The sequence below is a fragment of the Pseudonocardia thermophila genome, assembly GCF_900142365.1.
Lineage (GTDB): Bacteria > Actinomycetota > Actinomycetes > Mycobacteriales > Pseudonocardiaceae > Pseudonocardia > Pseudonocardia thermophila.
This window is the reverse complement of the sequence record NZ_FRAP01000008.1, coordinates 140219-166629: the sequence shown is the minus strand read 5'-3', so window position 1 is coordinate 166629 and position 26411 is coordinate 140219. Positions and strand designations below refer to the sequence as shown.

The 26411-nt window shown below is 73.5% G+C and carries 28 protein-coding genes; 11 read left to right on the top strand and 17 right to left on the bottom strand.

Translation table 11 applies throughout. The annotated features are described in order from the left end of the window. Positions 1–19: 19 nt before the first annotated feature. From BUE41_RS12700 to BUE41_RS12670, 7 genes are all read right to left on the bottom strand, one after another. Positions 20–1792, bottom strand: coding sequence for an acetyl/propionyl/methylcrotonyl-CoA carboxylase subunit alpha (locus BUE41_RS12700; RefSeq protein WP_143172116.1), 1773 nt, complete (start codon positions 1790–1792; stop codon positions 20–22). A gap of 69 nt (positions 1793–1861) precedes the next feature. After that, on the bottom strand, positions 1862–2305 hold the full coding sequence (locus BUE41_RS12695) for an SCO6045 C-terminal-like domain-containing protein (RefSeq protein ID WP_073457264.1): 444 nt from the start codon (positions 2303–2305) through the stop codon (positions 1862–1864). After that, entirely contained in the window at positions 2302–3156 is an 855-nt protein-coding gene (locus BUE41_RS12690) for an MbnB/TglH/ChrH family RiPP precursor modification enzyme (RefSeq protein ID WP_084754883.1), read from the bottom strand. The genes BUE41_RS12695 and BUE41_RS12690 overlap by 4 nt, the downstream gene beginning before the upstream one ends. Then, entirely contained in the window at positions 3153–4034 is an 882-nt protein-coding gene (locus tag BUE41_RS12685) for a TIGR04222 domain-containing membrane protein (RefSeq protein WP_073457263.1), read from the bottom strand. Before BUE41_RS12685 ends, BUE41_RS12690 begins: the two co-directional genes overlap by 4 nt. Before the next feature lie 91 nt (positions 4035–4125). Then, the gene (locus tag BUE41_RS12680) at positions 4126–4578 is read right to left on the bottom strand and encodes a SufE family protein (protein WP_073457262.1); all 453 of its coding nucleotides are present in this window, start codon (positions 4576–4578) and stop codon (positions 4126–4128) included. Beyond that, the gene (locus BUE41_RS12675) at positions 4575–5450 is read right to left on the bottom strand and encodes a sulfurtransferase (RefSeq protein WP_073457261.1); all 876 of its coding nucleotides are present in this window, start codon (positions 5448–5450) and stop codon (positions 4575–4577) included. The genes BUE41_RS12680 and BUE41_RS12675 overlap by 4 nt, the downstream gene beginning before the upstream one ends. A gap of 9 nt (positions 5451–5459) precedes the next feature. Next, entirely contained in the window at positions 5460–6611 is a 1152-nt protein-coding gene (locus tag BUE41_RS12670; RefSeq protein WP_073457325.1) for an acyl-CoA dehydrogenase family protein, read from the bottom strand. A 72-nt stretch (positions 6612–6683) separates the two neighbouring features. Here BUE41_RS12670 and BUE41_RS12665 point away from each other — a divergent pair, with 72 nt between their 5' ends. Next, entirely contained in the window at positions 6684–7367 is a 684-nt protein-coding gene (locus tag BUE41_RS12665) for a winged helix-turn-helix transcriptional regulator (protein ID WP_073457260.1), read from the top strand. On the opposite strand, the gene BUE41_RS12660 is transcribed toward BUE41_RS12665, so the two are convergent. The 3 genes from BUE41_RS12660 to BUE41_RS12650 form a co-directional block, all read right to left on the bottom strand. Further along, the gene (locus BUE41_RS12660; protein WP_073457259.1) at positions 7330–7965 is read right to left on the bottom strand and encodes a Maf family protein; all 636 of its coding nucleotides are present in this window, start codon (positions 7963–7965) and stop codon (positions 7330–7332) included. The genes BUE41_RS12665 and BUE41_RS12660 overlap by 38 nt on opposite strands. Positions 7966–8075: 110 nt before the next feature. Beyond that, positions 8076–8309, bottom strand: coding sequence for an acyl-CoA carboxylase subunit epsilon (locus BUE41_RS12655; RefSeq protein WP_073457258.1), 234 nt, complete (start codon positions 8307–8309; stop codon positions 8076–8078). After that, positions 8306–9949 (bottom strand): acyl-CoA carboxylase subunit beta, encoded by a 1644-nt coding sequence (locus tag BUE41_RS12650; protein WP_073457324.1) that lies wholly within the window; start codon positions 9947–9949, stop codon positions 8306–8308. Before BUE41_RS12650 ends, BUE41_RS12655 begins: the two co-directional genes overlap by 4 nt. A gap of 128 nt (positions 9950–10077) precedes the next feature. On the opposite strand from BUE41_RS12650, the gene BUE41_RS12645 reads away from it, so the two are divergent. The 4 genes from BUE41_RS12645 (at position 10078) to BUE41_RS30750 (ending at position 14455) form a co-directional block, all read left to right on the top strand. After that, a complete protein-coding gene (locus tag BUE41_RS12645; RefSeq protein ID WP_073457257.1) occupies positions 10078–11892 on the top strand; it encodes a glycogen debranching N-terminal domain-containing protein in 1815 nt (604 codons plus the stop codon). A 135-nt stretch (positions 11893–12027) separates the two neighbouring features. Beyond that, a complete protein-coding gene (locus BUE41_RS12640) occupies positions 12028–12822 on the top strand; it encodes a biotin--[acetyl-CoA-carboxylase] ligase (protein WP_073457256.1) in 795 nt (264 codons plus the stop codon). Positions 12823–12886: 64 nt separating this feature from the next. Then, the gene (locus BUE41_RS12635) at positions 12887–13831 is read left to right on the top strand and encodes a hydroxymethylglutaryl-CoA lyase (protein WP_073457255.1); all 945 of its coding nucleotides are present in this window, start codon (positions 12887–12889) and stop codon (positions 13829–13831) included. A gap of 468 nt (positions 13832–14299) precedes the next feature. After that, positions 14300–14455 carry a hypothetical protein gene (locus tag BUE41_RS30750; protein ID WP_159444901.1) on the top strand — a complete coding sequence of 52 codons (156 nt, stop codon included), beginning with the start codon at positions 14300–14302 and terminating at the stop codon, positions 14453–14455. Here BUE41_RS30750 and hisN read toward each other — a convergent pair. After that, positions 14424–15230, bottom strand: a complete 807-nt coding sequence (gene hisN / locus BUE41_RS12625; protein ID WP_073457253.1) for a histidinol-phosphatase — start codon at positions 15228–15230, stop codon at positions 14424–14426. The two genes, BUE41_RS30750 and hisN, sit on opposite strands and share 32 nt — an antisense overlap. A gap of 24 nt (positions 15231–15254) precedes the next feature. Between hisN and BUE41_RS12620 the strand changes: the two genes are divergently transcribed. Then, positions 15255–15911 (top strand): response regulator transcription factor, encoded by a 657-nt coding sequence (locus BUE41_RS12620; RefSeq protein ID WP_073457252.1) that lies wholly within the window; start codon positions 15255–15257, stop codon positions 15909–15911. 9 nt (positions 15912–15920) lie between these two features. Beyond that, the gene (locus BUE41_RS12615) at positions 15921–17192 is read left to right on the top strand and encodes an ATP-binding protein (RefSeq protein ID WP_073457251.1); all 1272 of its coding nucleotides are present in this window, start codon (positions 15921–15923) and stop codon (positions 17190–17192) included. 237 nt (positions 17193–17429) lie between these two features. Here BUE41_RS12615 and BUE41_RS12610 read toward each other — a convergent pair whose 3' ends face one another. Then, on the bottom strand, positions 17430–17948 hold the full coding sequence (locus BUE41_RS12610; RefSeq protein ID WP_073457323.1) for a GtrA family protein: 519 nt from the start codon (positions 17946–17948) through the stop codon (positions 17430–17432). 76 nt (positions 17949–18024) lie between these two features. Between BUE41_RS12610 and BUE41_RS12605 the strand changes: the two genes are divergently transcribed. Both BUE41_RS12605 and purE read left to right on the top strand, forming a co-directional pair. Next, positions 18025–19257, top strand: coding sequence for a 5-(carboxyamino)imidazole ribonucleotide synthase (locus tag BUE41_RS12605; protein ID WP_268794474.1), 1233 nt, complete (start codon positions 18025–18027; stop codon positions 19255–19257). Then, entirely contained in the window at positions 19247–19756 is a 510-nt protein-coding gene (purE, locus tag BUE41_RS12600; RefSeq protein WP_073457250.1) for a 5-(carboxyamino)imidazole ribonucleotide mutase, read from the top strand. Before BUE41_RS12605 ends, purE begins: the two co-directional genes overlap by 11 nt. A 282-nt stretch (positions 19757–20038) precedes the next feature. On the opposite strand, the gene BUE41_RS12595 is transcribed toward purE, so the two are convergent. Together BUE41_RS12595 and BUE41_RS12590 are read right to left on the bottom strand one after the other, a co-directional pair. Next, a complete protein-coding gene (locus BUE41_RS12595; RefSeq protein WP_073457249.1) occupies positions 20039–20779 on the bottom strand; it encodes an ankyrin repeat domain-containing protein in 741 nt (246 codons plus the stop codon). After that, positions 20776–21405, bottom strand: a complete 630-nt coding sequence (locus BUE41_RS12590) for a TetR/AcrR family transcriptional regulator (RefSeq protein WP_073457248.1) — start codon at positions 21403–21405, stop codon at positions 20776–20778. The genes BUE41_RS12595 and BUE41_RS12590 overlap by 4 nt, the downstream gene beginning before the upstream one ends. 53 nt (positions 21406–21458) lie before the next feature. Between BUE41_RS12590 and BUE41_RS12585 the strand changes: the two genes are divergently transcribed. Then, the gene (locus BUE41_RS12585) at positions 21459–22160 is read left to right on the top strand and encodes an SDR family NAD(P)-dependent oxidoreductase (RefSeq protein ID WP_073457247.1); all 702 of its coding nucleotides are present in this window, start codon (positions 21459–21461) and stop codon (positions 22158–22160) included. Here the strand turns inward: BUE41_RS12585 and BUE41_RS12580 are convergent, their stop codons facing one another. Further along, complete coding sequence (locus BUE41_RS12580; protein WP_073457246.1) at positions 22161–22835, bottom strand: TetR family transcriptional regulator; 675 nt, start codon at positions 22833–22835, stop codon at positions 22161–22163. A 59-nt stretch (positions 22836–22894) separates the two neighbouring features. Here BUE41_RS12580 and BUE41_RS12575 point away from each other — a divergent pair, with 59 nt between their 5' ends. Beyond that, complete coding sequence (locus tag BUE41_RS12575; RefSeq protein ID WP_073457245.1) at positions 22895–24049, top strand: acyl-CoA dehydrogenase; 1155 nt, start codon at positions 22895–22897, stop codon at positions 24047–24049. 62 nt (positions 24050–24111) lie between these two features. On the opposite strand, the gene BUE41_RS12570 is transcribed toward BUE41_RS12575, so the two are convergent. Together BUE41_RS12570 and BUE41_RS12565 are read right to left on the bottom strand one after the other, a co-directional pair. Continuing rightward, positions 24112–24831, bottom strand: coding sequence for a TIGR03089 family protein (locus BUE41_RS12570; protein ID WP_073457244.1), 720 nt, complete (start codon positions 24829–24831; stop codon positions 24112–24114). Between the two features lie 48 nt (positions 24832–24879). Next, positions 24880–26400: an LCP family protein gene (locus tag BUE41_RS12565; RefSeq protein WP_084754851.1), complete on the bottom strand. Its 1521-nt coding sequence runs from the start codon at positions 26398–26400 to the stop codon at positions 24880–24882. Positions 26401–26411: the final 11 nt, after the last annotated feature.

The window sequence follows — 26411 nt, the reverse complement described above, 5'->3', positions numbered from 1 at the left end:
CGGAGCCGGGCGCGGTCGATCAGTCCTTGATCTCGCAGAACACCGTGCCCTGCGACACGGATGCGCCCTGCTCCACCGACAGCCCGGTGACGGTGCCCGCCTTGTGCGCGGTGACCGGGTTCTCCATCTTCATCGCCTCGAGCACGACGATGAGCTGGCCCGGCTCGACCACGTCGCCGTCGGAGACGGCGACCTTGATGACGGTGCCCTGCATGGGCGCGGTGACCGCGTCACCCGAGACGGCGGCCGCGGCCCGGCCGCCGGAGCGCTTGCGCGGCTTCTTCGCGGCGAGCGCTGCACCGCCGCCGGTGCCGATGGCGAAGTCGCCCGGCAGCGACACCTCCAGGCGCCGTCCGCCCACCTCGACGACGACGTTCTGCCGGGGCGCCTGCTCGTCCTCGGCCTCCGCGCCGCCGGTGAACGGCTCGACCGTGTTGTTCCACTCGGTCTCGATCCAGCGGGTGTGCACGGCGAACGACTCGGCGCTGGTCGCGGTGAACGCCGGGTCGTCCACGATCAGCCGGTGGAACGGCAGCACGGTGGCCATGCCCTCCACCTGGAACTCGGCCAGCGCACGGCGGGCGCGCTCCAGCGCCTGCGTGCGGTCCGAGCCGGTGACGATCAGCTTGGCCAGCAGCGAGTCGAACTGCCCGCCGATCACCGAGCCGGTCTCCACACCGGAGTCGACGCGCACACCGGGGCCGGACGGGAGCGTGAGCGAGGTGACCGTGCCGGGGGCGGGCAGGAAGCCGCGACCGGCGTCCTCGCCGTTGATGCGGAACTCGATCGAGTGCCCGCGCGGCTGCGGGTCCTCCAGGATCGACAGCGGCTCGCCCTGGGCGATGCGGAACATCTCGCGCACCAGGTCGATGCCGCTGGTCTCCTCCGAGACCGGGTGCTCGACCTGCAGGCGGGTGTTCACCTCGAGGAACGTGATGAGCCCGTCCTGGCCGATGAGGAACTCGACGGTGCCGGCGCCGTAGTAGCCGGCCTCCTTCACGATCGCCTTGGAGGCCTCGTAGAGGGTGGTGCGCTGCTCCTCGGTCAGGAACGGTGCGGGTGCCTCCTCGACGAGCTTCTGGAACCGCCGCTGCAGCGAGCAGTCGCGCGTGCCGACGACGATCACGTTGCCGTGCTGGTCGGCGAGCACCTGGGTCTCGACGTGGCGCGGCTTGTCGAGGTAGCGCTCCACGAAGCACTCGCCGCGGCCGAAGGCCGCGGTGGCCTCGCGCACCGCCGACTCGTAGAGCTCGACGATCTCCTTCTCCTCGCGCGCGACCTTCATGCCGCGCCCGCCGCCGCCGAACGCCGCCTTGATCGCGACCGGCAGGCCGTGCTCCTCGGCGAAGGCGACCACCTCGTCGGCGCCCGAGACGGGGTCGGCGGTGCCGGGCACCAGCGGGGCGCCGGCGCGCATGGCGATGTGCCGGGCGGTGACCTTGTCACCGAGGTCACGGATCGACTGCGGCGACGGGCCGATCCAGGTGATGCCGGCGTCGATCACGGCCTGGGCGAAGTCGGCGTTCTCCGACAGGAAGCCGTAGCCGGGGTGGATGCCGTCGGCGCCCGCCTTCTCCGCCGCGTCGATCACCTTCGCGATGTCGAGGTACGACTCGGCGGCGGTGGTCCCGCCGAGGGCGAAGGCCTCGTCGGCGAGCCGGACGAACGGCGCGTCCCGGTCGGGGTCAGCGTAGACCGCGACGCTGGCCAACCCCGCGTCCCGGCAGGCCCGGATGACCCGGACGGCGATCTCTCCCCGGTTCGCCACCAGGACCTTGGTCAAGCGCCCCACAGCTGTCGGCCTCCCGTGATCAGCCAGCCGGCCGGGGCCCGATGCCCCGGCGCACAGTCCCCGCGGAGTTTATGCACGACGGAGGCCGAAGAACCGGCGGCGTAACCGACGCCACCGCCGCGGGGTGGGGGCGGAGGTGCCGTCGTAGTGCAGCGCGGCCTCCCGCTCGGCCAGCTCTGTGACGGCCGCCTCTGGCAGCCGGCCGCCCGCGCGCAGGGCGCGGGCGACGTCCCAGCCGTCGCGCAGCGGCCCCGCGGGCGGGCGTCCGGCGCAGTGCTCGGCGAACACCGCGGGCCACGCCGCACCGTGTGCGGCGGCGAGCAGGGGCCACGCCTTCGCCGCCTCCCCGGCCCGCTTGCGCAGCAGAGCCCGGCGGGTGGCGGCGAGCCGGGCCGGGTCGAACCCCGCCGGGCTGGCGCCGCCCGCGACGAGCGCGGCCACCAGCTCGGCCTGGCGGATGGCCAGTTCCTCGACGTCGGCGCGGCCGTCGTGGTCGGAGCGAGGACCGGTCATCGGGCGGGCGTGGCCAGCCCGGCCGTCTCGGCGATGCGGTCGAGCTCGGCGGACAGCACCTCCGCGGGCGGGTAGCGCCCGTCGCGCTCCAGCATCACCGGCGGCGCTCCGCCGATCCGGTCCACCAGCTCGCCGAGCAGTGCGAACACCGGCTCGGGCACGGGATCGGCGTGCGTGTCGTGGTAGATGCCGGGATCGTCGGGATGCTCGGCGCCGCCGGCGATGTGCACGTAGGCGATGCGGGAGAGCGGCATCCGGTCCAGCGCCGTGCGCGGGTCGCGGCCGCGGTTGACGGCGTTGGCGTAGACGTTGGCGACGTCGAGCAGCAGCAGCGCGCCCGTCCGCTCCAGCAGCTCGGTGAGGAAGTCGGCCTCGGTGAACTCGTCCTCCGGCCAGTCGAGGAACGACGCGATCGGCTCCAGCGCGACCGGCACGTCCAGCTCGGCCTGCAAGCGGCGCACGTTGGCGGCCAGCACGTCCAGCGCCGCCCGGGTGCGGGGCAGCGGGAGGAGGTGCCCCGCCGTGAGCCCCCCAGCACCGCAGAACGCGACGTGCTCACTCACGACGGGGCTACCCAGCGCGGCCGCGCAGGCCGCGAGATGGGTGACCTTCCCGGGATCGAGCGGATCGGTGCCGCCCAGGGACAGCCGGATCCCGTGCGGCACCACCTCGACCCCCCGCTCCCGCAGTTCCACCACCCCTCGAGGTGGAACCGCGGGAGCGATCGATTCGGCGATCACCTCGCCGAACCGCAACCCGGGCCGGTCGGCGACCCACCCGGAGATCTCGGGGCGCCAGCCGACGCCCACCCCGGCCAGCTCGGGGACGGCGCCGGCGCTCGGGACGGTCACCCGCCGCACCCGCTGCTGCTCCCGCACCCGCTGTCGCCGCCGGACCACGACGAGTCGCCCGAGCCGGATGACCCGCTGCCCGACAGCCGCTGCAGCGCGAGCGCGTCCGCCATCGCGGGATCGGACGCCCACAGCGCCTGCGCGCCGAACAGGCCCACGCCGAGCGCGGCGGCCTGGGCGCCGTAGAGCGCCCAGTCGGGCCGGTTGTGCGGTGCGTAGCGGTCGAGCTGCTCGCGCATCGTGGCCAGCACCCGGTCGCCGGTCCGGGTGCGCCGCGGGGCCTGCAGGAGCTGGACCGCCGCGACGACGGCGACGATGAGCAGCGCCACGACGAGGAACCCGACCGGCCGCGCGTCGGCGATGCCGGCGAGCAGCCGCAGCAGGCCGAAGCCGGCCACCGCGGTCATCCACAGCCCGACGAGGCGGATGCGGTGGCGCTGCTCGGGCGAGAGCAGCAGACCCTCGGCGACGAGCCGGCGGTCGATGCCGTCGAGGGCCGTCCGCACCGGGCGCAGCCACGTCAGCCGCGCCCGCGGGGTCGGGGAGGCGGTGGCGAACGCGATCGCGCGCTCCAGCTCGTCGCTGTCGGGGCCCGGCCGCCCGGTCGCGGTGATCGTGCCCTTGTGGGCCGCGACCAGGCCTTGCACCCGCATCCTGGCCAGCGCGGAGCAGACCGCGAGATCGGCGCCGCCGTTGAGGTACGCGACGTCGTTGTGCCGCCCGGTGAGGTCGGGCACGACGTGCTTCTGGCCGGGATCGGCCAGCGCCCGCCGGGCGCGCACGGAGGCGATGAACACCCCGACCGCCAGGACGCCGTACCCCAACAGGAAGGTCGTCCCGTCGATGCCCCAGGTGTCGCCGGCCGCCGCGAGCGCCATGCCATCCACCTCCCGTACCCCGATGAGGTGGTTCACAGTGTTCGCGCCGGCGGGTCCGGACGGAACGTTCTTCACACAGACTTGAGGTTCGCTACGCCGGGCTCTGCTGGCCTGCGACGGCCCTGCGGACCTGGTTCTTGATCCGCGCGAGCATGGCCGCCATGCCGCGCAGCCGCAGCGGACTCACGGCCTGGCCCAGGCCGAGGGCGGTGTAGAAGGCGTCCGGCACCTCCAGCACGGTCTGGGCAGGCTGGCCGTCCAGCCCGATGTGCATGATCGCGGCGAACCCGCGGGTCGTGGGCGCCTCCGGCGGCGCGGAGAAGAACAGGTGCACCAGCTGGTCGCCGGCCGGCTCCACCTCGACGGCGAGGAAGAGCGGCGACTGGCACTCGTGCACCTGCTCCATCGTCTCCGCGGCGTCGGCGTAGCGCTCCGGCAGCTCGGGCAGCTCCTGGGACAGCTCCAGCAGCAGCTGCAGCCGGTCCTTCGGGCCGACACCGGAGAAGTCGTCCACCAGCTCCTGCAGGGCTTCGGGCAGGCTCATGAGACCGAGCCCCGTTCGGGGCCCTGCACGATCGGCACCCGCACCGAGTTGCCCCACTCCGTCCAGCTTCCGTCGTAGTTGCGGACCTTCGGGAAGCCGAGCAGGTGAGTGAGCACGAACCAGGTGTGGCTGGAGCGTTCCCCGATCCGGCAGTAGGCGATCACCTCGTCGTCCGGCTCGAGGCCCTGCTCCTCGAGGTAGATGGCCTCCAGCTCGGCCCGCGGCTTGAACGTGCCGTCCTCGGCGGCCGCGCGGGCCCACGGCACGCTCGCCGCGCCCGGGATGTGGCCGCCGCGGACGGCGCCCTCCTGCGGGTAGTCAGGCATGTGCAGCAGCTCGCCGGAGTACTCGCCGGGCGATCGCACGTCGACCAACGGCTTGCCCAGGTGGGCGAGCACGTCGTCCTTGAACGCACGGATCGTGGAGTCGTCGCGCTCGACCACCGGGTACTCCACCGGCGCGGGCTCGGGCACCTCGGTGGTGAGCTCGCGGCCCTCGGCGATCCACTTGGCGCGGCCGCCGTCGAGGATCCGCACGTCCGGGTGCCCGAAGAGGCTGAACACCCACAGCGCGTAGCAGGCCCACCAGTTGTTCTTGTCGCCGTAGAAGACCACGGTGGTGTCCCGGGCGATGCCGCGCTCGCCGCAGATCTGCGCGAACCGCTCCCCGTCGACGTAGTCGCGGGTGACCGGGTCGTTCAGGTCGGTGTGCCAGTCGACCTTGACCGCACCCGGGATGTGCCCGGTGTCGTAGAGGAGCACGTCCTCGTCCGACTCGACCACGACCAGGTTCGCGTCGCCCAGGTGCTCGGCGAGCCAGTCCGTGTCGACCAGTGCCTCGGGATGGGCGTACTCGGCGAACTTCGGATCCATACGCCCAGACTAGGCCTGCGCGCCTTCCGTCAGCAGTGCGAACGCGCGGCGGCCGACCAGTTCCAGCGTGGCCTCCGGGGTGAGCGGGTGGAACGGCCCGCCGCGCACGTCGCGGTAGGCGCGCTCGAGCGGCGACGAGCGGTGGAACGCCGGCCCGCCGGCCAGTTCCAGCGCCAGGTCGGTCACGGCCCGGGCTTCCGTGACGGCGTGCCGCTTGGCCGTCATCACGGTCTCCAGCGCGGCCTCGTCGGCCGCGGGATCATCGCCCACCTCGGCGAGGGCCGCCTGCAGCGCCCAGCGCGCCACCCGCAGCCGCGCGAACATCTCGCCGGCCTGCCGGACGGCGCCGTAGCGGCCGCGGCGGTTCGCGATCCGGACCGCCTCCTCGGCCGCGCCGCGGGCCACCCCGAGGTAGGCAGCACCCGCGATCGGCGCGAAGTGGATGGCGGCCACCAGCAGTGGCCCGGCCAGCTCGCCGTACGGGCGGGTGCCCATGATCTTCTCGGCGGGCACGAACACGCCGTCGAACACGACGTCGTGACTGGCGGTGCCGCGCATGCCGAGCGTGTCCCAGGTCTCCTCGATGCGCACACCGGGGGCGGAGAGCGGGACGCCGGCGTGCAGGACGACCGCGTCGGGACCGGGCGCGCCGAGGACTGCGGAGGTGGAGATGACCGAGGCGACCGGCGCCTGGCTGCAGAACGACTTGCGGCCGTCGAAGAGGTAGCCCCCGTCCACCGGGGTGGCGATCGTCGTGGGACAGACCCAGTCCGAGCCGCCGCTCGTGGCCATGATCAGGCCGTCCTCGGCGACGCGGCGCAGCACCCCCTCGGCGTCCGGGGCGCCGCGGCGGCGCCGCCAGACCTGCACCAGCGTCAGGTAGTGGTGCATCGTCGTGGCCAGCGCGGCCGCGCCGGACCAGGAGCCCAGCTCCTCCTGCGCGATCAGCAGCTGGCGGGGTGTCGCGCCGAGGCCGCCGAGGTCGGCGGGTACCGCGAGGCGCAGGTAGCCGCGCTCGGTCATCGCCGTGTACGCCTCGGACACGAACGTCGCGTCCCGGTCGTGCTCGGCCTCGTAGGGGGCGGCCACCCGGCCCATGTCCGCGGCCAGTGCGCGGACGTCCTCGTCGGTGAGCGGCTCGGTGATCTGCATCGTCGTCATGCCGACGACGGTGACGGATCGGGCGAGCGTTGAGTAGTTCACAAAATGCACCGCCGCGACGAGCATTCGGGCATGTCGCGCTACGGCCAGTACTGCCCGATCACCCGCTCCCTCGAACTGCTCGGTGACCGGTGGACATTGCTGGTGATCCGGGACGTGCTGAACGGCGCGAACCGGTTCAACGAGCTGGCGCGCGGGCTGCCGGGAATGTCCCGCGGACTGCTGTCGAAGCGGCTGGACCAGCTCGAACGCAACGGGCTGATCGTCCACGAGGACGAGCAGTACCTGCCCACGGACGCCGGGGAGGCGCTGCGGCCGATCATCTTCGGGCTCGCCGAGTGGGGCGCTCGGTACGCGTTCGGCGAGCCGCGCCCCGACGAGCTGGACCCGACCGTGCTCATGTGGTGGATCCGCGGCGGCATCGACCCGGGGCCGTTCCGGCGCAGACGGACCGTGCTGCACGTGCGGTTGCCGGACGCGCGCAAGTCCCGGTTCTGGTTCGTGGTGCAGCCGGACGACGTGTCGCTGTGCTTCACCGACCCCGGCTACGAGGTCGACCTGACGATCGAGTCGTCGCTGTCGGTGCTCTACCAGGTGTGGGAGGGCGTGATCGACCTGGCCGCCGCCGTCCGCGACGGCTTGGTCGTGCTGTACGGACAGCGCGACGTGCTGCTGCGGCTGCCGGAGGCGCTGAAGTTCTCGCCGGTGGCGCCGTACGTCAGGCGGGCGCGCGCCGGGCTGCCCACAGGTCGGTGACCGTCACCCCGACGCGGGCCAGCAGCTTGCGGGTGAGCGGGAGCGACAGGCCCACCACGTTCGACGGATCGCCGTCGAGGCCCTCGACGAACCACCCGCCGAGCCCGTCGATCGTGAACGCACCAGCGACGGCGAGCGGCTCGCCGGAGGCCAGGTAGGCGTCGAGCTCGGCCGGGGTGGGCTCGGCGAAGCGCACCTCGGTGACGGCGTGCCCGTCGGCCCGGCAGGCCACCGCGCCGTCGATCAGCCGCAGCACGGCGTGGCCGGTGAACAGCTCGCCGGTGCGGCCGGCCATCGCTGCCCAGCGCTCCCGCGCCACCTCGGCCGTGCGCGGCTTGCCCACGAGCCGGCCGTCGAGCATGAGCATCGAGTCGCAGCCGATCACGACCGCGTGCGGGTGGCGGGCGGCGACCCGCTCGGTGACCGCGGCCGCCTTGGCCGCCGCCAGCGCGGTCACCTTCTCCGCGGGCCCGGCGCCCGGCATGCCGGCCAGCAGCGCGTCCTCGTCGAGGTCGGCGACCTCGACCACGGGGTCGATGCCGGCGGCGCGCAGCACACCGAGGCGGGCGGGGGAGGCGGAGGCGAGCACGACGAGCACCCGTCGACCCTACGGAAGGGCTCGGCGGCGAGGCGGTGCCCCCGTCGAGAACGAAGCTGTGGTGATCGATCCGGCTCTTCGATCACCACGACTTCGTTCTCGACGCGCGCTCACCGGGGCCAGAACGCGGTTCGCCAGGCGTCCGGGCCGACCTGGATCGGGCGGCGGAACTGCGCCGTGGGGTCGGACCACCGGTCGCGCACCGGCTGCTCCTTAGCGCCCCCGGCGGATGCCGCGGCCGCGAGCACCACGGTCAGCGCCGCCAGCTCCTCGTCGGTCGGCTCGCCCCGCACCACCCGGAAGAGCGCGCGGCGCTCCTGCGGGGTCAGCTCCTCGACGCTCACAGCGGGATGTTCCCGTGCTTGCGCGGCGGCGCCGACTCGCGCTTGGTCTGCAGCAGACGCAGCGCGCGGCCCACGTAGCCGCGGGTGTGCGAGGGTGGGATGACCGCGTCGATGTAACCGCGGTCGGCCGCGATGTACGGGTTGCAGAGCGTGTCCTCGTACTCCTGCTGGAGCTGGGCGCGCCGGGCGGCGAGCTCGTCGCCCTCCAGGCCCCTGAGCTCCTTGCGGTAGAGGATGTTCACCGCGCCCGCGGCACCTGTGACGGCGATCTGCGCCGTCGGCCACGCCACGTTGATGTCGGCGCCGAGGTGCTTCGACCCCATCACGTCGTACGCGCCGCCGTAGGCCTTGCGGGTGATCACCGTGACCTTCGGGACGGTCGCCTCGGCGTAGGCGTAGATCAGTTTGGCGCCGCGGCGGATGATGCCGTTCCACTCCTGCTCCGTGCCGGGCAGGAAACCGGGCACGTCGACGAACGTCAGGATCGGGATGTTGAAGGCGTCGCAGGTGCGCACGAACCGCGCCGCCTTCTCCGACGCGTCGATGTCGAGGCAGCCGGCGAACTGGGTCGGCTGGTTGGCCACGACCCCGACCGAGCGGCCCTCCACCCGCGCGTAGCCCACGACGATGTTCGGCGCGAACAGCTCGTGGACCTCGAGGAACTCGCCGTCGTCGACGACCCGGGTGATCACCTCGCGGATGTCGTACGGCGTGTTGGGCGAGTCCGGGATGATCGTGTCGAGCTCCAGGTCGGACTCGGTGAGGTCGTCGACGATGCTGCCCTCGGTCGGCTGCGGTGCCGGGAAGACCGGCGGCTCCGACATGTTGTTCGACGGCAGGTAGCTCAGCAGCTCCTTGACGTAGGCGAACGCGTCGGCCTCGTCGGAGGCGAGGTAGTGCGCCACGCCGGACTTGGTGTTGTGCGTCCGGCCGCCGCCGAGGTCCTCGAAGTCCACGTCCTCGCCGGTGACCGTCTTGATGATGTCCGGCCCGGTGATGAACATGTTGCTGGTCTGGTCGACCATCACCGTGAAGTCGGTGATCGCGGGCGAGTACACCGCGCCGCCCGCGCACGCACCCATGATCAGCGAGATCTGCGGGATCACGCCGGAGCTGCGCACGTTGCGCATGAAGATCTCGCCGTAGAGGCCGAGCGCGACGACACCCTCCTGGATGCGCGCGCCGCCGCCGTCGTTGATGCCGATGACGGGGCAGCCGATCTTCATGGCGAGGTCCATGACCTTGACGATCTTCTCGCCGTAGACCTCGCCGAGCGCGCCGCCGAACACCGTGGCGTCCTGGCTGAACACCGCGACCGGGCGGCCGTCGATGGTGCCGGTGCCGGTCACGACACCGTCGCCGAACGGGCGCTTGGCGTCCATGCCGAAGTTCGTGGACCGGTGCCGGGTCAGCGCGTCGAGCTCCACGAACGAGCCCGGGTCCAGCAGCTGGTCGATCCGCTCGCGGGCGGTCTGGCGGCCCTTGGCGTGCTGGCGCTCGATGGCCTCGGGGCTGCTGACGTGGATCGCGCCGTCGAGGCGCCGGTACAGGTCGGCGAGCTTGCCCGCCGTGGTGTGGACGTCGGGTTCGGCAGCGGCGGCACCGGACACGTCGGCGGCCGGCTCCAAGGCGGAACTCATGCGCCGGACCATAACCCGACGGTTCCGCTGCTGCGGCGCGGTCTGCGTCACGTCTGGCCCTGGTCGCGGCGTGGCCGGCGACACCGACCCGCGGTGGCGACGACCGGGGGCCCGTAGCGTCGGGCGGCATGGCCACCCCGCACCTGCAGGATCTCGCCGTCGCCGTCGCTGCCCCGACCGTCTGCCTCACCGGTCCGGACGGGCAGCTGCGCGGTACCGGTGCGCAGGGTGTGATCTGCGGCGACGTGCGCGTCCTCACGCGCGCGGTCGTCACCCTGGACGGAGCGGAGCCGGTGCCGGCGGGGCCGGAGGCCGGGTTCGTGCGCGGGGCCCGCCGCGACCCGGACGTGCTGGTGCACCGCAGCCGGGACGTCCGACCGGACGGGCTCGCGGAGACGTTGACGGTGCACAACGCCTCGGCGGCGGAGGTGGCCGTGGTCGTCGGGCTGGCCGTCGGCAGCGATCTCGCCCCGGTGGCGGACGTGCGTGCCGGTCGGGAGCGCGACCTCGTGGTGCCGGCCGTCGACGACGGCGCGCTGGTGTGGCGGGCCGGCGCCGTGGAGGCCCGGCTGGCTGCGCCCGGCGCGCAGATCACCGTGGCCCGGGACGGTGCGGAGCTGGCGTGGCCGGTCACCGTGGCGGCGGGGCAGCGGGCGGCGGTGCGGTGGACGCTCGCCGTCACCGACCCGGACGCGGTCGTGGTCGGGGCCCCGACCCGGGTGCGCCGCGGTGGCCGGCCGCGCGATCGGGCCGTCGCCGCCCTCCTCGACCGGTCCTACGCGGACCTCGACGGGCTGATCGCGACCGAGCCGCGATCCGCGGACCTGTTCGCCACCGCGGGTGCGCCGTGGTACCTGACCCTGTTCGGGCGCGACGCGCTGTGGGCGGCGACGATGCTGCTGCCGGTCGATCCGCGGATCGCGTCCGGCACCCTGCGCGTGCTGGCCCGGTTGCAGGGCACGAGGCACGATCCCGGCTCCGGTGAGCAGCCCGGCAAGATCCTGCACGAACGCCGCCGCGGCACCGCCGAGCACGGCAGCGGGCTGGTGCTGCCGCCCGTCTACTACGGCACGATCGACGCCACCCCGCTGTGGATCACGCTGCTGCGCGACGCGTGGCGGCACGGCATGCCGGACGCGGACGTGGCCGCGCTGCGGCCGAACCTCGACGCGGCGCTCGGCTGGCTGCGCGACCACGCCGACCGCGACGGCGACGGCTTCGCGGAGTACCTCGACGAGAGCGGCCACGGCCTGGTCAACCAGGGGTGGAAGGACTCCGCCGCCTCGGTGCAGTTCCCGGACGGGCGGATCGCCGAGGGCCCCGTCGCACTGTGTGAGGTGCAGGGCTACGCGCACGAGGCCGCGCTCGCCGGGGCCGAGCTGCTCGACGCGCTCGGCGGGGACGGGACGGCGTGGCGGGAGTGGGCGGCAGCGCTGGCGCGGCGGTTCCGGGAGGCGTTCTGGGTGACCGACGAGCGCGGCCGGTTCCCCGCGCTCGCGCTCGACGGTGCCAAGCGCCCGGTCGACACCGCGACCAGCAACATCGGCCACCTCCTCGGCACCGGCCTGCTCGACGACGCCGAGACCGCCGCCGTCGCCGACCGGCTCGTGCAGCCGGACCTGGCGAGCGGCTACGGGTTGCGCACCATGTCCGCGGCCGCCCGCGGGTACGCGCCGCTGTCGTACCACTGCGGATCGGTGTGGCCGCACGACACCGCGATCGCGATCCGCGGCCTGCTGCGCACCGGGCACCGCGACCACGCCGCGCTGCTGGCCGGGCAACTGCTGGACGCGGCCGCGGCACTGGGGTGGCGGCTGCCGGAGCTGTTCGGCGGGTTCGGGTCGGACGAGGTCACCGCGCCCGTGCCGTACCCGACCTCGTGCCGCCCGCAGGCGTGGTCCGCAGCAGCAGCCGTGGTGGTGGCGGAGGCGCTCGCCGGCTGACCGCGCGCGACGGGCGTGGCGGTGCGATCGCCGAACGGCACGAGCGTGCAGCCCGGCGCGGATCGTCGGCCGCCCGGCGGAGATGCACCGTCCGCGGGTCGGCGATCCGCTCCCCGCGCAGGTAGCGTCCGCGGCATGAACCGGACAGCCGCGCACCTCGACGCGGACGCGGTTCGTTCGACGCTCGCGGGAGCCTGGTCGCACATCGAGATCGTCGAGCGGACCGGGTCGACCAACGCTGATCTGCTCGCCGCCGCCGAGCGCGGCGCACCGGACCGCAGCGTCCTGATCGCTGAGCACCAGGAGGCCGGCCGGGGCCGGCTGGCCCGCACGTGGCTCTCGCCGCCCGGCACCGGGCTCACCGTGAGCGTGCTGCTGCGGCCGACCACCGTATCGCCGTCCCGCTACGGCTGGCTGCCGCTGCTGGCCGGCCTGGCCCTGCTCGACACGATCCGCGAACTCGACGACGACGTGCCCGCCGGCCTGAAGTGGCCCAACGACCTGCTGATGGGCACCGAGCCGCGCAAGGCCGCCGGCATCCTCGCCGAGGTGACCGGCGACGCGGTCGTCGTCGGGATCGGTCTGAACGTCGGCGCCGTACCCGAGGGGCAGCCCAACGCGACCTCGCTCGCTGCGGAGGGGATCGACGCCGACCGCAGCACGGTCCTGATCGCCCTGCTGCGCAACCTCGCCGAGCGGGAGCAGGTCTGGCGGGAGCGGCGCGGTGATCCCGAGGTGCTGCGCGGCGACTACCGAGCGGGCTGTCTGAGCCTCGGCTCCGCCGTGCGGGTGGAGCTCCCCGGCGGCGCCGTGCTCACCGGCATCGCGGAGGACGTCGACGTCGACGGCCGTCTGCTGCTGCTCGACGAATCCGGCACGCGCCGCGCCGTCGCGGCAGGTGACGTGGTGCACCTGCGGCCGCGGGCCTGATCTCGCCGATTCCTGGTTAAGGTCCGTTCGTTGCCCCTGCTCTACCAGGAAGTGGCGGACGAGGATGACCAGCGAGACGACCAGGGCGCTGCCCATGCGGGTGCCGACGGACGGCCTGCCGGAGCGCGTCACCATCTACGAGGTCGGCCCGCGCGACGGACTGCAGAACGAGAAGACGATCGTTCCGGTCTCGGTGAAGGCGGAGTTCCTGAGCCGGCTCGCCGACGCCGGGCTCACCACGCTGGAAGCCACCAGCTTCGTGCACCCGAAGTGGGTGCCCCAGCTCGCCGACGCCGAGGAGCTGATCTCCGTGCTGGAACGGCGCGACGGCGTCGACTACCCGGTGCTCGTGCCGAACGAGCGCGGGCTGGACCGGGCCGTCGCCGCCGGGCTCACGCACGTCGCGGTGTTCGCCAGCGCCACCGAGACGTTCGCCGAGCGCAACCTCAACCGGACACTCGACACCCAGTTCGAGATGTTCGCGCCGGTGCTGGAGCGGGCCCGTGAGGCCGGGCTGACCGTGCGCGGTTACGTGTCGATGTGCTGGGGCGATCCCTGGGAGGGCGCGGTCGCGCCCGCCCAGGTCGCCTCGGTGGCCGCCCGGCTCCTCGAGGGCGGGTGCGCGCAGATCTCCCTCGGCGACACGATCGGCACCGGCACCCCCGGCCACGTCGACGCCGTGCTGGACGCGTGCATCGCCGCCGGGATCGGCGTCGACAAGCTCGCCGTGCACTTCCACGACACCTACGGCCAGGCGCTGGCCAACACCCTCGCCGCGCTGCGCCGCGGGGTCACCACCGTCGACGCGTCGGCCGGTGGGCTGGGCGGCTGCCCGTACGCCGAGTCGGCCACCGGCAACCTCGCCACCGAGGACCTCGTCTGGATGCTCGACGGTCTGGGCATCCAGCACGGCGTCGATCTCGACCGGCTCGTGGCGACCAGCACGTGGATGGCCGAGCAGCTGGGCAGGCCGTCGCCGTCGCGGGTGGTGCGCGCGCTGGCCGGCTGACATCGGCGGTTCGGCCCCGCGCCGGACGGCGGGTGCGGCGCACTGCCCGCATGGCCACGCCGCTGCACCGCGATCTGATGACGACCGAGGAGTACGACGCGCTGCCCGAAGACGAATCGGCGCGCTACGAGCTGCAGGAGGGGTGCTCGTCGGGTCCCCGCGGCCGGCGCGGAAGCGCTCACGCTCGATGGGCGAGTCGTGCGCCCGGATCGCGCCCCAGGTCCCCTCGGGGCGGGAGCGCCTGCTCGAGTTCGAGGTCGTCCAGGCACAGCATCCGGCCACGGTCCGTGCACCGGAGCTGGTGATCGTCTCGGTGGCCGGCCCGGAGAAGGGGTCGCGGGGCCGACGCCCTCCTCGCCGTCGAGATCATCTCGCCCGGTACCCGCAGGCGTCGACCTGCACCTGAAGGCGTTCGAGGACGCCGATGCGAGGATCCCGCACTACTGGGTCGTCGATCTCGATCCGCCGGTGCCGACGATCACCGTGTTCGGGCTCGGTGCCCCGGGCGACAGCTACCGCGAGAGCCGGACGGCGACCCACGAGCTGGTCGTGACCGAGCTGCTCCCGCTGCGGATCGACATCGACGCGCTGGTCACCGGCGGTCGCGCAACCCCGAGGGGGTGAGGGTGCGCACCACCGCGTCGTGCAGCGCGCCGTTGGTGGCCAGGCCGTTGCCGCCGGTGAACCCGTCGACGCCGGCGAGGTCGGACAAGCGCCCGCCCGCCTCCGTCACGATCGGGACGAGCGCGGCGAGGTCCCACGGGTTGGCCAGCGCGTCGACGGCGATGTCCACGGCGCCCTCGGCGAGCAGGCAGTACATCCAGAAGTCGCCGAACGCGCGGGTCTCCCACACGGCCGCGGTGAGCGCCTGCCACCGATCCGCCCTGCCGATCTCGGTGAACGACCGGGCGTCGGTGGTGGTCAGGTAGGCGTCGGCGAGATCGGTCACACCGGAGACGCCGATCCGGCGCGGCGCCCCGTCCGGGCCGGCGGTCCAGGCGCCTTCGCCGCGGGCAGCCCACCAGCGCCTGCCCAGCGCGGGAGCGCTCGCCACGCCGACGACGGGTTCGCCGTCGACGGTCAGCCCGATCAGCGTCGCCCACACCGGCAGCCCGCGGGAGAAGTTCTTCGTCCCGTCGATCGGGTCGATCACCCAGCCCCGCCCCTGCGCGGCGACCGCACCGCCCTCCTCCTCGCCGAGGATCACATCACCCGGCCGCTCCGCGGCCAGCAGCTCCCGCAGCCGGGACTCCACCGCGGTGTCGGCGTCGGTGACCGGGGTGCGGTCGGGCTTACTGGTGACCCGCAGGTCGCTCGACCGGAAGCGGGCGAGCGTCACGTCGTCGGCGGCGTCGGCCAGCCGAAGGGCGAGGTCGAGATCGGGGCTCACGCCGATCATCATCCTCGGGCCTACAGTGAGGACGTGACCACGGTGCTGCTCGCGGAGGACGACGCGGCGATCGCCGAACCTCTGTCGCGAGCGCTGCAGAGGGAGGGCTACGCAGTCGACGTCGCAGAGGACGGGATCACCGCGCTGAAGCGGGTGCGGGCCGGCTGCGTCGATCTGCTGCTGCTCGATCTCGGCCTGCCGGGCATGGACGGGCTGGAGGTCTGCCGGCGGGTCCGGCTCGACTTCCCCGACATGCCCGTGCTGATGCTGACCGCGCGGACCGACGAGGTCGACTTCGTCGTCGGGCTCGACGCCGGCGCCGACGACTACGTCGGCAAGCCGTTCCGGCTCGCCGAGCTGCTCGCCCGGGTGCGGGCGCTGCTGCGCCGGTTCACTCCCGAGACGATCGAGGTCGGTGGCGTGCGGATGGAGCTGTCGGGGCGGCGGGTGCTCGTCGACGGCGTCGAGGTGAACCTCGCCAACAAGGAGTTCGAGCTCCTGCGTGTGCTGATGCAGCGCGCCGGGCAGGTCGTCACCCGGGAGGAGATCCTCCGCGAGGTCTGGCACGACCCCGACATGAAGTCGTCCAAGACGCTCGACATGCACATGTCGTGGCTGCGCCGCAAGATCGGCGGCGAGCGCCGCATCGCCACCGTGCGCGGGGTCGGGTTCCGGTTCAACCACGACTAGGCGCGGGCGGTGCGGCGGCGGATCCTCCAGTCGACCCTGATCGTCGTCACGATCATGGGGCTGATCCTCGGCGTGCCGCTCGCCTTCACCACGTGGGTGCTGGTCGAGGACGTCAACCGGGCCGAGCTGACCGGCACGCTCGAGCAGATCGCCAGCCGGGTCGACGAGCCCGACGAGCTCGCCGCCCTGGACGCCTCCCAGCTGGAGCTGGCGCTGCCGGCCGGGGGGCGGCTCGTGATCGAGCAGGACGGCGAGCAGCTGCTCGCCGTCGGGCCGGAGCTGGACCCGAGCAGGTCGGTCGTCGAGACCCTGCCGTTCGCGCCCGGCGGGACGCTCACGATCGCTGAGCCGGACACGACGCTGCGCACCCAGCAGCTGCAGGTGACGTTCGTCGTGGTGCTGCTCGTGGTGCTGTCCCTCGCGGCCGGCACCGGCATCGCGATCTGGACGGCGCGCAGGCTCGCCGGGCCGCTCTCCGACGTCGCAGACCGCGCCGCCCGGCTCGGTGCCGGGGACTTCCGGGCAGCACCGCAGCGGTACGGCATCCCGGAGCTGGACCGCGTCTCCGACGTCCTCGACACCTCCGCGAGCGCACTGGCCGCGTTGCTGCAGCGCGAACGCGATCTCGTCGGCGACGTCTCCCACCAGCTGCGCAGCCGCATCACGGCGCTGCAGCTGCGGCTGGACGAGCTCGCCACGCACCCCGACGAGAGCGCGCGGCGGGAGGCGCTCGCCGCGCTCGAGCAGACCGAGAAGCTCACCGAGGTGCTCGATGAGCTGCTGGAGGCCGCGCGGGCGGCCCGGTCGGCGGGGGCCGAGGTGCAGGACCTGCGCCCGACGCTGACGGCCGTCGCCGACGAGTGGAAGCCGGCCCTGCGCGCCGCCGGCCGCTCGCTCAAGCTGCGGGTGCCCGACGGCCTGCTGGCCAGGGTCACCCCGGCGCGGCTGCGCGAGGCCGTCGGGGCGCTGGTCGACAACGCCATCCAGCACGGCGACGGCACCGTCGTCCTCGCCGCTCGGGCGGCGGAGAACTCGATCCTCATCGAGGTCTCCGACAGCGGGCCCGGGATCCCGGAGGAGCTGGTGCCGCACGTGTTCGACCGCGGGGTCTCCGTCGGTTCGTCGACCGGGCTGGGGCTGGCGCTGGCGCGAGCGCTCGTGGAGGCGGACGGGGGTCGGCTGGAGCTGTCCCGGGCTCGCCCGCCGGTGTTCACGGTGTTCCTCCCCGCGGCCCGGGCCGACGACCTCGTCGGGGCGCCGCGAGCGACCAGCCCCCGGTAGCCGGGCCGCGAGTTGCCCTGCCGGGGTGGGCGAGTTGCCCTGCCGGGGTGGGCGAGTTGCCCTGCCGGGGAGGCCGAGTTGCCCTGTCCGGCGGGGGTGGTTGCGCTTGCCGTGCCGGCGAGTCGTGGGCTTCCCGACAGTGCGATGCGGATCCCGTGGCGCACGACGTGCGGAACTCGCCGTGCCCGACGTGGGACTCGCGCGCCCGAACGCGGGACTCGCCGCGCGCCGAGGAGCTCAGGCCTGCGGGACCTTCGGCACCTGCCGCCGGACGTTCTCGTCCGGGAACACGAACCGCCGGAAGCCCCACCACCGGAACGCCATGCCCAGCAGCACGCCGAGGATCTGACCGCTGATGAAGTCGGCGATCTCCTGCGTGAACAGCGTGACCTCGGGCACCCGCAGGTCGAAGATGTACCTCGACACCGCCAGCGGTGCGGTGTAGACGGCCACCCCGAGCCCGCTGATCAGGAAGAACAGCGCCGCCTCGTGGTGGCGCTCCCGGCCGCCGCGGGTGCGGAACGACCACTCGCGGTTCAGGATGTACGAGACGATCGTGGCCACCAGCACCGCGAACACCTTCGCGGTGATCGGCTTCTCGACCAGGAACGTGTTCTTCAGCAGCACGAACACGGCCGTGTCGATGACCCACGTGGTGCCGCCGACCAGAGCGAACTTGATCAGTTCGCGGTACTGGATCGCCACATCCCGGTACGGCTGCGGGATGCGGATCAGCACCGCTTCGACCATCGACATCCAGGCCATTGTGCCCAAGGGCCGAGATCGCGCCGAGGCCGGGGCCGTCCCGTAAGGTTCCCGTTCCGTGGACGCACTGCCCGACCCGCACCCGCCCGCTCCCCGCGACTCGTCCGTTCCGCACGGGGGGCTGCCGGTGGTGGGCATGATCGGAGCCGGTCAACTGGCCCGCATGACGCACCAGGCCGCGATCGCGCTCGGGCAGTCCTTGCGCGTGCTGGCGGCGTCGCCCACCGACCCGGCGGCGCAGGTCTGCCGCGACGTCCACATCGGCACCGACCTCGCCGCGATGCGCGCGTTCGCCGCGGGCACCGCCGCCGTCACGTTCGACCACGAGGGGGTGCCCCAGGCCGATCTGCGGACCCTCGCCGCGGCCGGGGTCACCCTGCACCCGGGCCCGGACGCGCTGCTGCACGCGCAGGACAAGCTGGTGATGCGCCGCCGCCTCGCCGAGCTGGGCATCGCGGTGCCGGCGTTCGCCGAGATCACGAGCCCGGACGACTTCGCGGCGTTCAGCGCGGAGCACGGCGGGGCGGTGCTGAAGGCCGTCCGCGGTGGCTACGACGGGCGCGGCGTGTGGCTCGACGCGACCCCCGAGCTGGTGGCCGAGCTGCTCGCCGCCGGCACCCCGCTCATGGCGGAGCAGCGGGTGGCGATGCGCCGCGAGCTGGCCGCCCTGGTCGCCCGCTCCCCGTACGGGCAGGCCGCTGCGTGGCCGGTCGTCGAGACCGTCCAGGAGGACGGCCAGTGCGTCCAGGTGCTCGCCCCGGCCCCCGGGCTCGATGAGGAGGTCGCCGTGGCCACGCAGGCGACGGCGCTGCGGATCGCCACCGAGCTGGGCGTCACCGGCCTGCTGGCGGTCGAGCTGTTCGAGACGGACACCGGCGCGATGGTCGTCAACGAGCTGGCGATGCGCCCGCACAACTCGGGCCACTGGACGATCGAGGGTGCGCGCACCTCGCAGTTCGAGCAGCACCTGCGCGCGGTGCTGGACTACCCGCTCGGCTCCACCGCGATGACCGCGCCCGCGGTGGTGATGGCGAACGTGCTCGGTGCCCGGACCGAGCCGGAGACGAGCCTCGACGAGCGTTGCCACCACCTGTTCGCGCGGTTCCCGGATGTCAAGGTCCACCTGTACGGCAAGGCGCCCCGCCCGGCCCGCAAGATCGGCCACGTCACCGCGCTCGGTGACGACCCCGTGGCCGTGCGGGAACGTGCGGTGCTCGCCGCGACGTGGCTGTCCACGGCGGAGTGGGCGGACGGGTGGTCGATCCACGGTGCTCGGAAGGAGACCGCGCATGTCGTCTGATCCGGTGGTCGGCGTGATCATGGGCAGCGACTCGGACTGGCCGGTGATGGAGGCCGCTGCCGAGGCCCTCGACGAGTTCGAGGTGCCCTACGAGGTGGGTGTCTACTCCGCGCACCGCACACCCCAGCGCATGCTCGACTACGCCGCCTCGGCGGCCGACCGCGGCCTGCGCGTGATCATCGCGGGCGCCGGCGGAGCCGCGCACCTGCCCGGCATGGTCGCTTCCGCGACCACCCTGCCGGTGATCGGCGTCCCCGTGCCGCTGCGGACGCTCGACGGCCTGGACTCGCTGCTGTCGATCGCGCAGATGCCGGCCGGGGTCCCCGTGGGGACGATGGCGATCGGCGGGGCGCGCAACGCCGGCCTGTACGCGGTGCGGATCCTCGCCGCCACCGACCCGGAGTTGCGGGCGAAGGTCGTGAGCTTCCAGTCCGAACTGGCTTCCTCCGTGCTCGCCAAGGACGCCGCACTGCGCGAGCAGCTCGCCGACGACGACTGACCGTCGCTCCGTGTTCACCGCGGGGACGATCGGGACGAAACCCGTGGCGCGATCACTCCTGTCCCCGTAGCCTGGCGGCACACAGGAGAGGAGGTGGTCCAGCGTTGAATAGCTGCAGGACTTGTGAGGTGGCTGTCCGCTAGCACCACGGGACAAGTCTCCGACGGTCGTGGAAGCCGGATGTGGTGCCGGCGAATTCCAGGCAGTCACCCGTGATCCCCGGGTCCGAGCCCGTCCAGCTCGGTGTGCGCACCCCCGAGTGCGGCCCGGGGATCACGTATTTCAGGGGCTTCCCCAGGTGGTGAGGTCCAGCCACGCGACGACGTCGGCCGCTCCGCCGCGCCGTGCGGTGTCAGCGATCGACGAGCCGTCCCAGGGGGCCACCCAGCGCGGGTCGGCCCCGCGCTCGACCAGCAGTTTCGCCACCGCCAGCCGGCCACCGCCCGCCGCGCACCACAGCGCGACGTCGAGCTCGCGCGGCGGATCGGCGGGATCGCCCCACGGGTGCGCCGCCGGCAGCAGGGCCGTGCCGGCGAGGTGCGCCGCCACCCGGTCGAGCATCCCGAGGCCTGCGGCGTGCCAGAGCGCGGTGCGCGCTCCCAGCTCGGCGAGCCGGGCGGCGGCGCGCCACTGACCGAACGCGACCGCGTCGTCCATCGGGGTCCCGCCCGCGATCACCGCGCCGTCGCTCTCCGGATCGGCACCCGCGGCGACGAGCGCGTCCACCGCTTCGACGTCGTCGCAGCTGGCGGCCCAGTGCAGCGGGGTCTCGGAGTGGGCGCCGCAGAACCGGGCATCGACGTCGGCGCCCGCCTCCACGAGCAGCGCGATCGTCGTCGCCACGCGCGGCAGGTGCCCCGGCCAGTCGGTGGCGACGTGCAGCAGCGACCGGCTCTCGGTGCGGCCCTCGGGCGTCTTCGCGATCCGGGCACCGGCCAGCCCCGGGACGTCCCGCAGCAGCCCGGCGAGCGTGCCGACGTCGCCGGACCGGATGGCTGCGACGGCCTGGTCGAGGGCCGTCACGGGAACGTCATCGCTGCGCGGACGGTGGCCGGGTCGAGCGCTCCGCCCGGCAGGGGAGTGGCGCGATCGGCCCGCAGCCCGTCGAGCAGCACGCCCAGGTGGCGCCGCCACGCGTCGGGGGCCAGCGCGCGCACGCCTTCGGTCGCGCGCACGGCGGCCCACACCAGCAGTCCGACGTCGGCCGGGCTCACGTCCGGGCGAAGTGCGCCGGCGGCCTGGGCACGGGCGATCAGCTCCGCGTAGCACGCGTGCCCGCGGGCCTTCGCCCGTTCCGTCGCGGAGTCCGCGGGAAGCGTGCGCACGCAGACCTCGGTGAAGCCGCGGTCGGCGGTCTGCCACTCAGCGAGCAGGGTCAGGTGCTCGACCAGGCCCTCCCACGGATCGGGGTGCGCGAGTGCCTCTTCGACGCGCTCCACCCACGCCTCGACGCGCGGGGCGATCGCGGCGTCGACCAGCGCGGTCCGGTTGCCGAAGTGGTGGTAGAGCGTGCCGACGCGGACCCCGGCGCGACGGGCGATCTCCTCCAGCGAGGCGTCGAGCCCGGCCTCGGCGAACACCTCGCGGGCCGCGTCCAGCAGCCGCGCGCGGTTGCGGCGGGCGTCGGCGCGCAGCGGGGTCGAGGGCACGCGGCCGAGCGTACTACTTGAGGTAGCCCTCAAGTTCCGCTAGAAGTTGAGGAATGGCTCAACTCAAGCGGTTCGTCGTGTTCGGCGCGGGTCCGGCGCTCGGCCTGGCCGCTGCCCGTCGGTTCGGCCGGGAGGGTCACGCCGTCACCCTCGTCGGGCGCACCGCCGCCACCGTCGACGCGCTGGTGGACACGCTGCGGGCGGAGGGCGTGCCGGCCGAGCGGTTGCTCGCCGACCTGCACGATCCCGCCGCGGCGCGGGCCGCCGCCGAACGGGTTGGGCTCCCCGACGCGGTGCTCTACTCGCCCGGCGGCACCGAGCGGCTGCCCGTCGCGGCGACCGCGCTCGACGCGGCCACGCTCACCACCTGGCTGCCGATCACACTGCTCTCGCCACTGGAGATCGCCCGCACGCTGGTGCCGGGCATGGTGGTCCGCGGCTCGGGCGCGTTCCTCGTCGCGCAGGGGATCGCCGTGCGCGAGGTGCTGCCGGAACTGGCGAGCGTCGCCGTCGGGCAGAGCGGGCTGCTCACCTACCTGCGGGGCCTCGCACGGAGCGTCGAACCGCACGGGGTGCGCGTCGCGAGCCTGCAGATCGGTCGGCTGATCAAGGGCAGCGCGGCGGAGGCGCTCGTCGAGCAGGGGCGCTACGACGGCGTCCAGCAGGGCCCGATGCCGCGCGTCGATCCCGTGGAGCTGGCCGATCGGCTCTGGGAGCTGGCGCAGCCCGCGGCGCCGGTCGAGCTGGTCGCCTGATCACGCGGGCGGGCGCTGCTCCAGCCGGTCCACCGCGGCCTCCAGCCGCTCGGTCACCGCGGCCAGCGACGGCTGCTCGACGGGCAGCATGTCGGCGACCCTGCGGTACTTCGCGATCATCGCGTCGATGCCGTCCGCGGGGGCGCCCGCGGCAAGCCAGGTGCGCAGAGCGAGGTTGTGGGCGGCCACGACGGCGGCGCCGACGACGGCAGCGCGCAGGTCGCCGTCGGGATCGTCGGCGAGGCGCTTGCGCAGGTGACGGGTGAGCAGCCGGCGGTAGTGGTCGACGCTCGCCGACTCGCGGTCGCGCAGCGCCGGTACCTGATGGGTGAGTCGGTAGCGGGCCACGGACAGCGCCGGGTCCTCGGTGTAGAGGTCGAAGACGGTCTCCCCGGCGCGCAGGGCGACCAGCGCGGGCGGTTCGGACGGGTGGGCGGTCTCGAACACGTCCGCAACGCGGGCAAGCCCGGCGGTGTGGTCGGGGGAGATCGCCTCCTCCTTGGAGCGGAAGTAGCGGAAGAACGTGCGCCGGCCGACGCCGGCCGCGGCGGCGATCGCGTCGACGGTGGTCTCGTCGTAGCCGTGCTCGGTGAACTGGGCGACCGCGGCGGCCACGAGCTCGCGGCGCACCTCGGCCCGGCCTGCCTCGGAACGGCCGCGCCGCGGCTGTGTCATGGCACTCAGGGTAGCAACTCGCCTTGCTAACGGCACTCCGTGCCGTTAGGCTCGGCGGCATGGATCCTGCTTTCGACGCGTACCAGCTCAGCGAGGAGCACCAGACGCTGCGGGAGGCCGTTCGCGACCTGGCCGAGAAGGAGATCGCCCCGCACGCCGCCGATGTCGACGAGCAGGGTCGCTTCCCGTCCGAGGCGCGCGATGCGCTGACCAAGGCCGGCTTCCACGCGGTGATCATTCCCGAGGAGTACGGCGGCCAGGGCGCTGACGAGCTCGCCGGCTGCATCGTCATCGAGGAGGTCGCGCGGGTCTGCGCGTCGTCGTCGCTGATCCCGGCCGTCAACGGCCTGGGCATGACCCCGATCCTGCTATCGGCCTCCGACGAGCTGAAGCGCAAGGTGCTGCCGTCCATCGCCAGCGGCGAAGCGATGATCAGCTACGCGCTGTCCGAGCGCGAGGCCGGCTCGGACGCCGCGTCGATGAAGACCCGCGCCCACCGCGAGGGCGACGAGTGGGTGCTCAACGGTACCAAGTGCTGGATCACCAACGCCGGCGAGTCGACCTGGTACACGGTCATGGCCGTCACCGACCCGGAGAAGCGGGCAAACGGCATCTCCGCGTTCGTCGTGCACAAGGACGACCCGGGCTTCGTGGTGGGGACGAAGGAGCGCAAGCTCGGCATCACCGGCTCGCCCACCCGCGAGATCCACTTCGAGAACTGCCGCATCCCGGCCGACCGGATCATCGGCGCCGAGGGCACCGGCTTCAAGACCGCGCTGGCCACGCTCGACCACACCCGCCCCACGATCGGTGCGCAGGCCGTGGGCATCGCGCAGGGCGCGCTCGACATCGCGACCGCCTACGTCAAGGAGCGCAAGCAGTTCGGCCGCCCGCTGGCCGACTTCCAGGCGCTGCAGTTCATGCTTGCCGACATGGCGATGCGCGTGGAGGCTGCCCGCCAGCTCGTCTACGTCGCGGCGTCGCGGGCCGAGCGGGGGGAGAAGAACCTCGGCTTCATCTCCTCGGCCGCGAAGTGCTTCGCCTCCGACACAGCGATGTCGGTCACCACCGACGCCGTGCAGCTGCTCGGCGGTGCCGGGTACACCAAGGACTTCCCCGTCGAGCGCATGATGCGCGACGCGAAGATCACCCAGATCTACGAGGGCACCAACCAGATCCAGCGCCTGGTCATGGCCCGGGCGCTGCTGCGGTGACCCGGTAGGTGCAGGCCACCCGGCGGCGCGGTGCGGTGCGGCGCCGTTCCCGCAACGCGGGATCAGCCCAGCCGGATCGTGACCTTCTCCGTCTCCGCCGTGCGGTCGAGCCGGGCCGGGTCGGCGTTGCGCACCTGCACCAGCGACGCCCTGGCCGCGAGCGGTGCCAGCAGACCGTCGACCAGGCCGTCCTCCGTCGTCCAGTCCAGGGTGGACAGCACCCGGTCGCCGGCTCCGATGCCGAGCGCCTCGGCGCGGATGCGCGCCTGGTCGAGCACCCGGTCGGCCGTCTCGCCGTCGAGCGCGACCGCCGTGTCGGGCACCGGTTCCCAGGGTACGAACTCGTCGCCGTGCAGCCGGACCTCGGTCGCGAAGTCGATCACCCCGGCGGGCAGCCCGGTCAGGCCCTTGCCGAACGCGTCCAGCGACAGTGCCACCACCGCGGCGGCGTCGGCCGCCAGCGCGAGGTCGAGCCGCTCGGAGTCGCACGCGACGACGTCGGCCCCGGCCGGCTCGTCCACCACGACGCCGCCGCACGACCACGCGCCGAGCAGCACGGCCGCGGTCTGCCAGTGCGCCGGCAGCAGCACGGCCACCCGCCCGCCGGGTTCGAGATCGCACTCGTCCCGCAGCAGGTTGGCGGTCTTGGCCACCCAGTTGGCGGTGGTCACACCGGACAGCTCGATCCGCTCGCCGGTCGCGTGGTCGTAGAAGGTGATGAGCGGCCGGGCGGATCCGGGGCCGCGCAAGATCGGTCCCAGCAGGGCGTCGGTCAGGCTCACCGGGAAACCTTAGGTCGGCGGTGATCGCGCCGCCGATCCGGTCCTGCGTCAGTCGATGCAGGGCACGCCGTCGGCGGTGATCGGGGCGTTCGGGGCCGGGGTCGTCGTGTCCGGCGCGGCATCCGCGGGCTGCGGGATCACCGATCTGTCGAAGTCGGCGCCGATCACCACCAGCAGGTGCCCGGCCACGGTGCGGTCGCTGGCCTCCACCGCGATGTACCCCAGCTGCTCGGCGACCTCCTCGGCCGCCTTCCGGTCGGCGCCGGTGTAGAGCACCACCGATTTCTCCGTGGGCTCGGTGTTGCCGGTGGTCCCCCGGATGAACCCGAGGTCGCGCATCCGGTTGACCACCGATGTGGCCAGCCCCGGCATCGACGAGCCGTTGCGCACGTCGACCACGTACCGGCTCGGGATGATCGTCAGCGGCCCGGGTGGCGGCGGAGGCGGGGTCGCCTTCACCGCCTCCTCCGCCTTGCGCTCCTGGTCCTCGACGAGCCGGTCGACGAACTCGCGCACCTTCGAGCGGTCCACCTTCACCACGCTGCCCACCTCGATGGTCTCGGTGCCCTCGGTGGGGATCGTGGTGAACTCCAGCCGCCCGCCCGCGAGGTTCGCCGCTTGCTGGGCGAAGGCGAGCAGGTCCCAGCCGGAGTCGATCACCAGCGACTCCTGGGCGACGCCGATCAGCGCGGACAGCCTCGCCGGATCGGTCAGCGTGCCGGCCGAGAGGATCTTGTTCGCCACGGCGGCGAGGAACACCTGCTGGCGACGCACCCGCGACAGGTCGCCCTGCGGCAGCCCGTGGCGCTGGCGGACGAACGCCAGCGCGTCCACCCCGCTGATGGTCTGCCGGCCCGCGGCGAAGTTCGCCCCGGACAGCGGGTCGGACGTCGGCGCGCGCAAGCACACCTCGACCCCGCCGATCGCCTGGGTGAGGTTGGCGAAGCCGAGCAGGTTGATCTCGGCGTAGTGGTCGATCGAGAGCCCGGTCAGCTGCTCCACGGCCTTGACCAGCGCCTGCCGCCCGGCCTGTCGGGACAGCGCGTCGATCTCCTGGCGTGAGCGCCCGCCCTCCTTGACGAGCTGCTGGGCGGTCAGCGCCGTCACCGCCGGGTACGCGGCGTTGATCTTGTCGGTGCGGTAGCCGGGGATGTCGACGTAGGTGTCGCGGGGGATCGAGAACGCCGCTGCCGCGCCACCGCCGTCCGGCATGTGCAGCACGATGATCGTGTCGGAGTTGAGCACCCCGGTGTCGGGGCCGGCGTGCAGCTGCCGCAGCACCTCGTCGGGCAGTGGGTTGCCCCTCGTGTCCGTACGGCTGTCGACGCCCACGAGCAGGATGTTCTGGGCGCCGTCGGAGGCGTCGCCGCGCACCACGTCCGTCGTGACGATCCCCGCGGTGACGTCCCGGTAGAGCCCCCACGCGGTGCCCGTCGACGCCAGGACGAGCACCGACGCCGTCACTGCCGCGATCCGGATCCGCTGCCGCCACGTCCGCTTCCGCCGCGGCGGCGGGATCGCTCCGGGTGTGCGGGGGCGCTGCACCGCTGCCGGGCCCCGAGCGTTCATCGGTCTAGGGT

What these genes read in the sequence shown, in the direction of transcription:
- BUE41_RS12640 (WP_073457256.1), top strand. Translation starts at nt 12,028, where the DNA reads ATGAACCGGACAGCCGCGCACCTCGACGCGGACGCGGTTCGTTCGACG.
- BUE41_RS12675 (WP_073457261.1), bottom strand. Translation starts at nt 5,450, where the DNA reads ATGGATCCGAAGTTCGCCGAGTACGCCCATCCCGAGGCACTGGTCGAC.
- hisN (WP_073457253.1), bottom strand. Translation starts at nt 15,230, where the DNA reads ATGATCGGCGTGAGCCCCGATCTCGACCTCGCCCTTCGGCTGGCCGAC.
- BUE41_RS12685 (WP_073457263.1), bottom strand. Translation starts at nt 4,034, where the DNA reads ATGGCGCTCGCGGCGGCCGGCGACACCTGGGGCATCGACGGGACGACC.
- BUE41_RS12650 (WP_073457324.1), bottom strand. Translation starts at nt 9,949, where the DNA reads ATGAGTTCCGCCTTGGAGCCGGCCGCCGACGTGTCCGGTGCCGCCGCT.
- BUE41_RS12680 (WP_073457262.1), bottom strand. Translation starts at nt 4,578, where the DNA reads ATGAGCCTGCCCGAAGCCCTGCAGGAGCTGGTGGACGACTTCTCCGGT.
- BUE41_RS12575 (WP_073457245.1), top strand. Translation starts at nt 22,895, where the DNA reads ATGGATCCTGCTTTCGACGCGTACCAGCTCAGCGAGGAGCACCAGACG.
- BUE41_RS12610 (WP_073457323.1), bottom strand. Translation starts at nt 17,948, where the DNA reads ATGTCGATGGTCGAAGCGGTGCTGATCCGCATCCCGCAGCCGTACCGG.
- BUE41_RS12585 (WP_073457247.1), top strand. Translation starts at nt 21,459, where the DNA reads ATGGCTCAACTCAAGCGGTTCGTCGTGTTCGGCGCGGGTCCGGCGCTC.
- BUE41_RS12645 (WP_073457257.1), top strand. Translation starts at nt 10,078, where the DNA reads ATGGCCACCCCGCACCTGCAGGATCTCGCCGTCGCCGTCGCTGCCCCG.
- BUE41_RS12580 (WP_073457246.1), bottom strand. Translation starts at nt 22,835, where the DNA reads ATGACACAGCCGCGGCGCGGCCGTTCCGAGGCAGGCCGGGCCGAGGTG.
- BUE41_RS12670 (WP_073457325.1), bottom strand. Translation starts at nt 6,611, where the DNA reads ATGACGACGATGCAGATCACCGAGCCGCTCACCGACGAGGACGTCCGC.
- purE (WP_073457250.1), top strand. Translation starts at nt 19,247, where the DNA reads ATGTCGTCTGATCCGGTGGTCGGCGTGATCATGGGCAGCGACTCGGAC.
- BUE41_RS12635 (WP_073457255.1), top strand. Translation starts at nt 12,887, where the DNA reads ATGACCAGCGAGACGACCAGGGCGCTGCCCATGCGGGTGCCGACGGAC.
- BUE41_RS12565 (WP_084754851.1), bottom strand. Translation starts at nt 26,400, where the DNA reads ATGAACGCTCGGGGCCCGGCAGCGGTGCAGCGCCCCCGCACACCCGGA.
- BUE41_RS12665 (WP_073457260.1), top strand. Translation starts at nt 6,684, where the DNA reads ATGTCGCGCTACGGCCAGTACTGCCCGATCACCCGCTCCCTCGAACTG.
- BUE41_RS12695 (WP_073457264.1), bottom strand. Translation starts at nt 2,305, where the DNA reads ATGACCGGTCCTCGCTCCGACCACGACGGCCGCGCCGACGTCGAGGAA.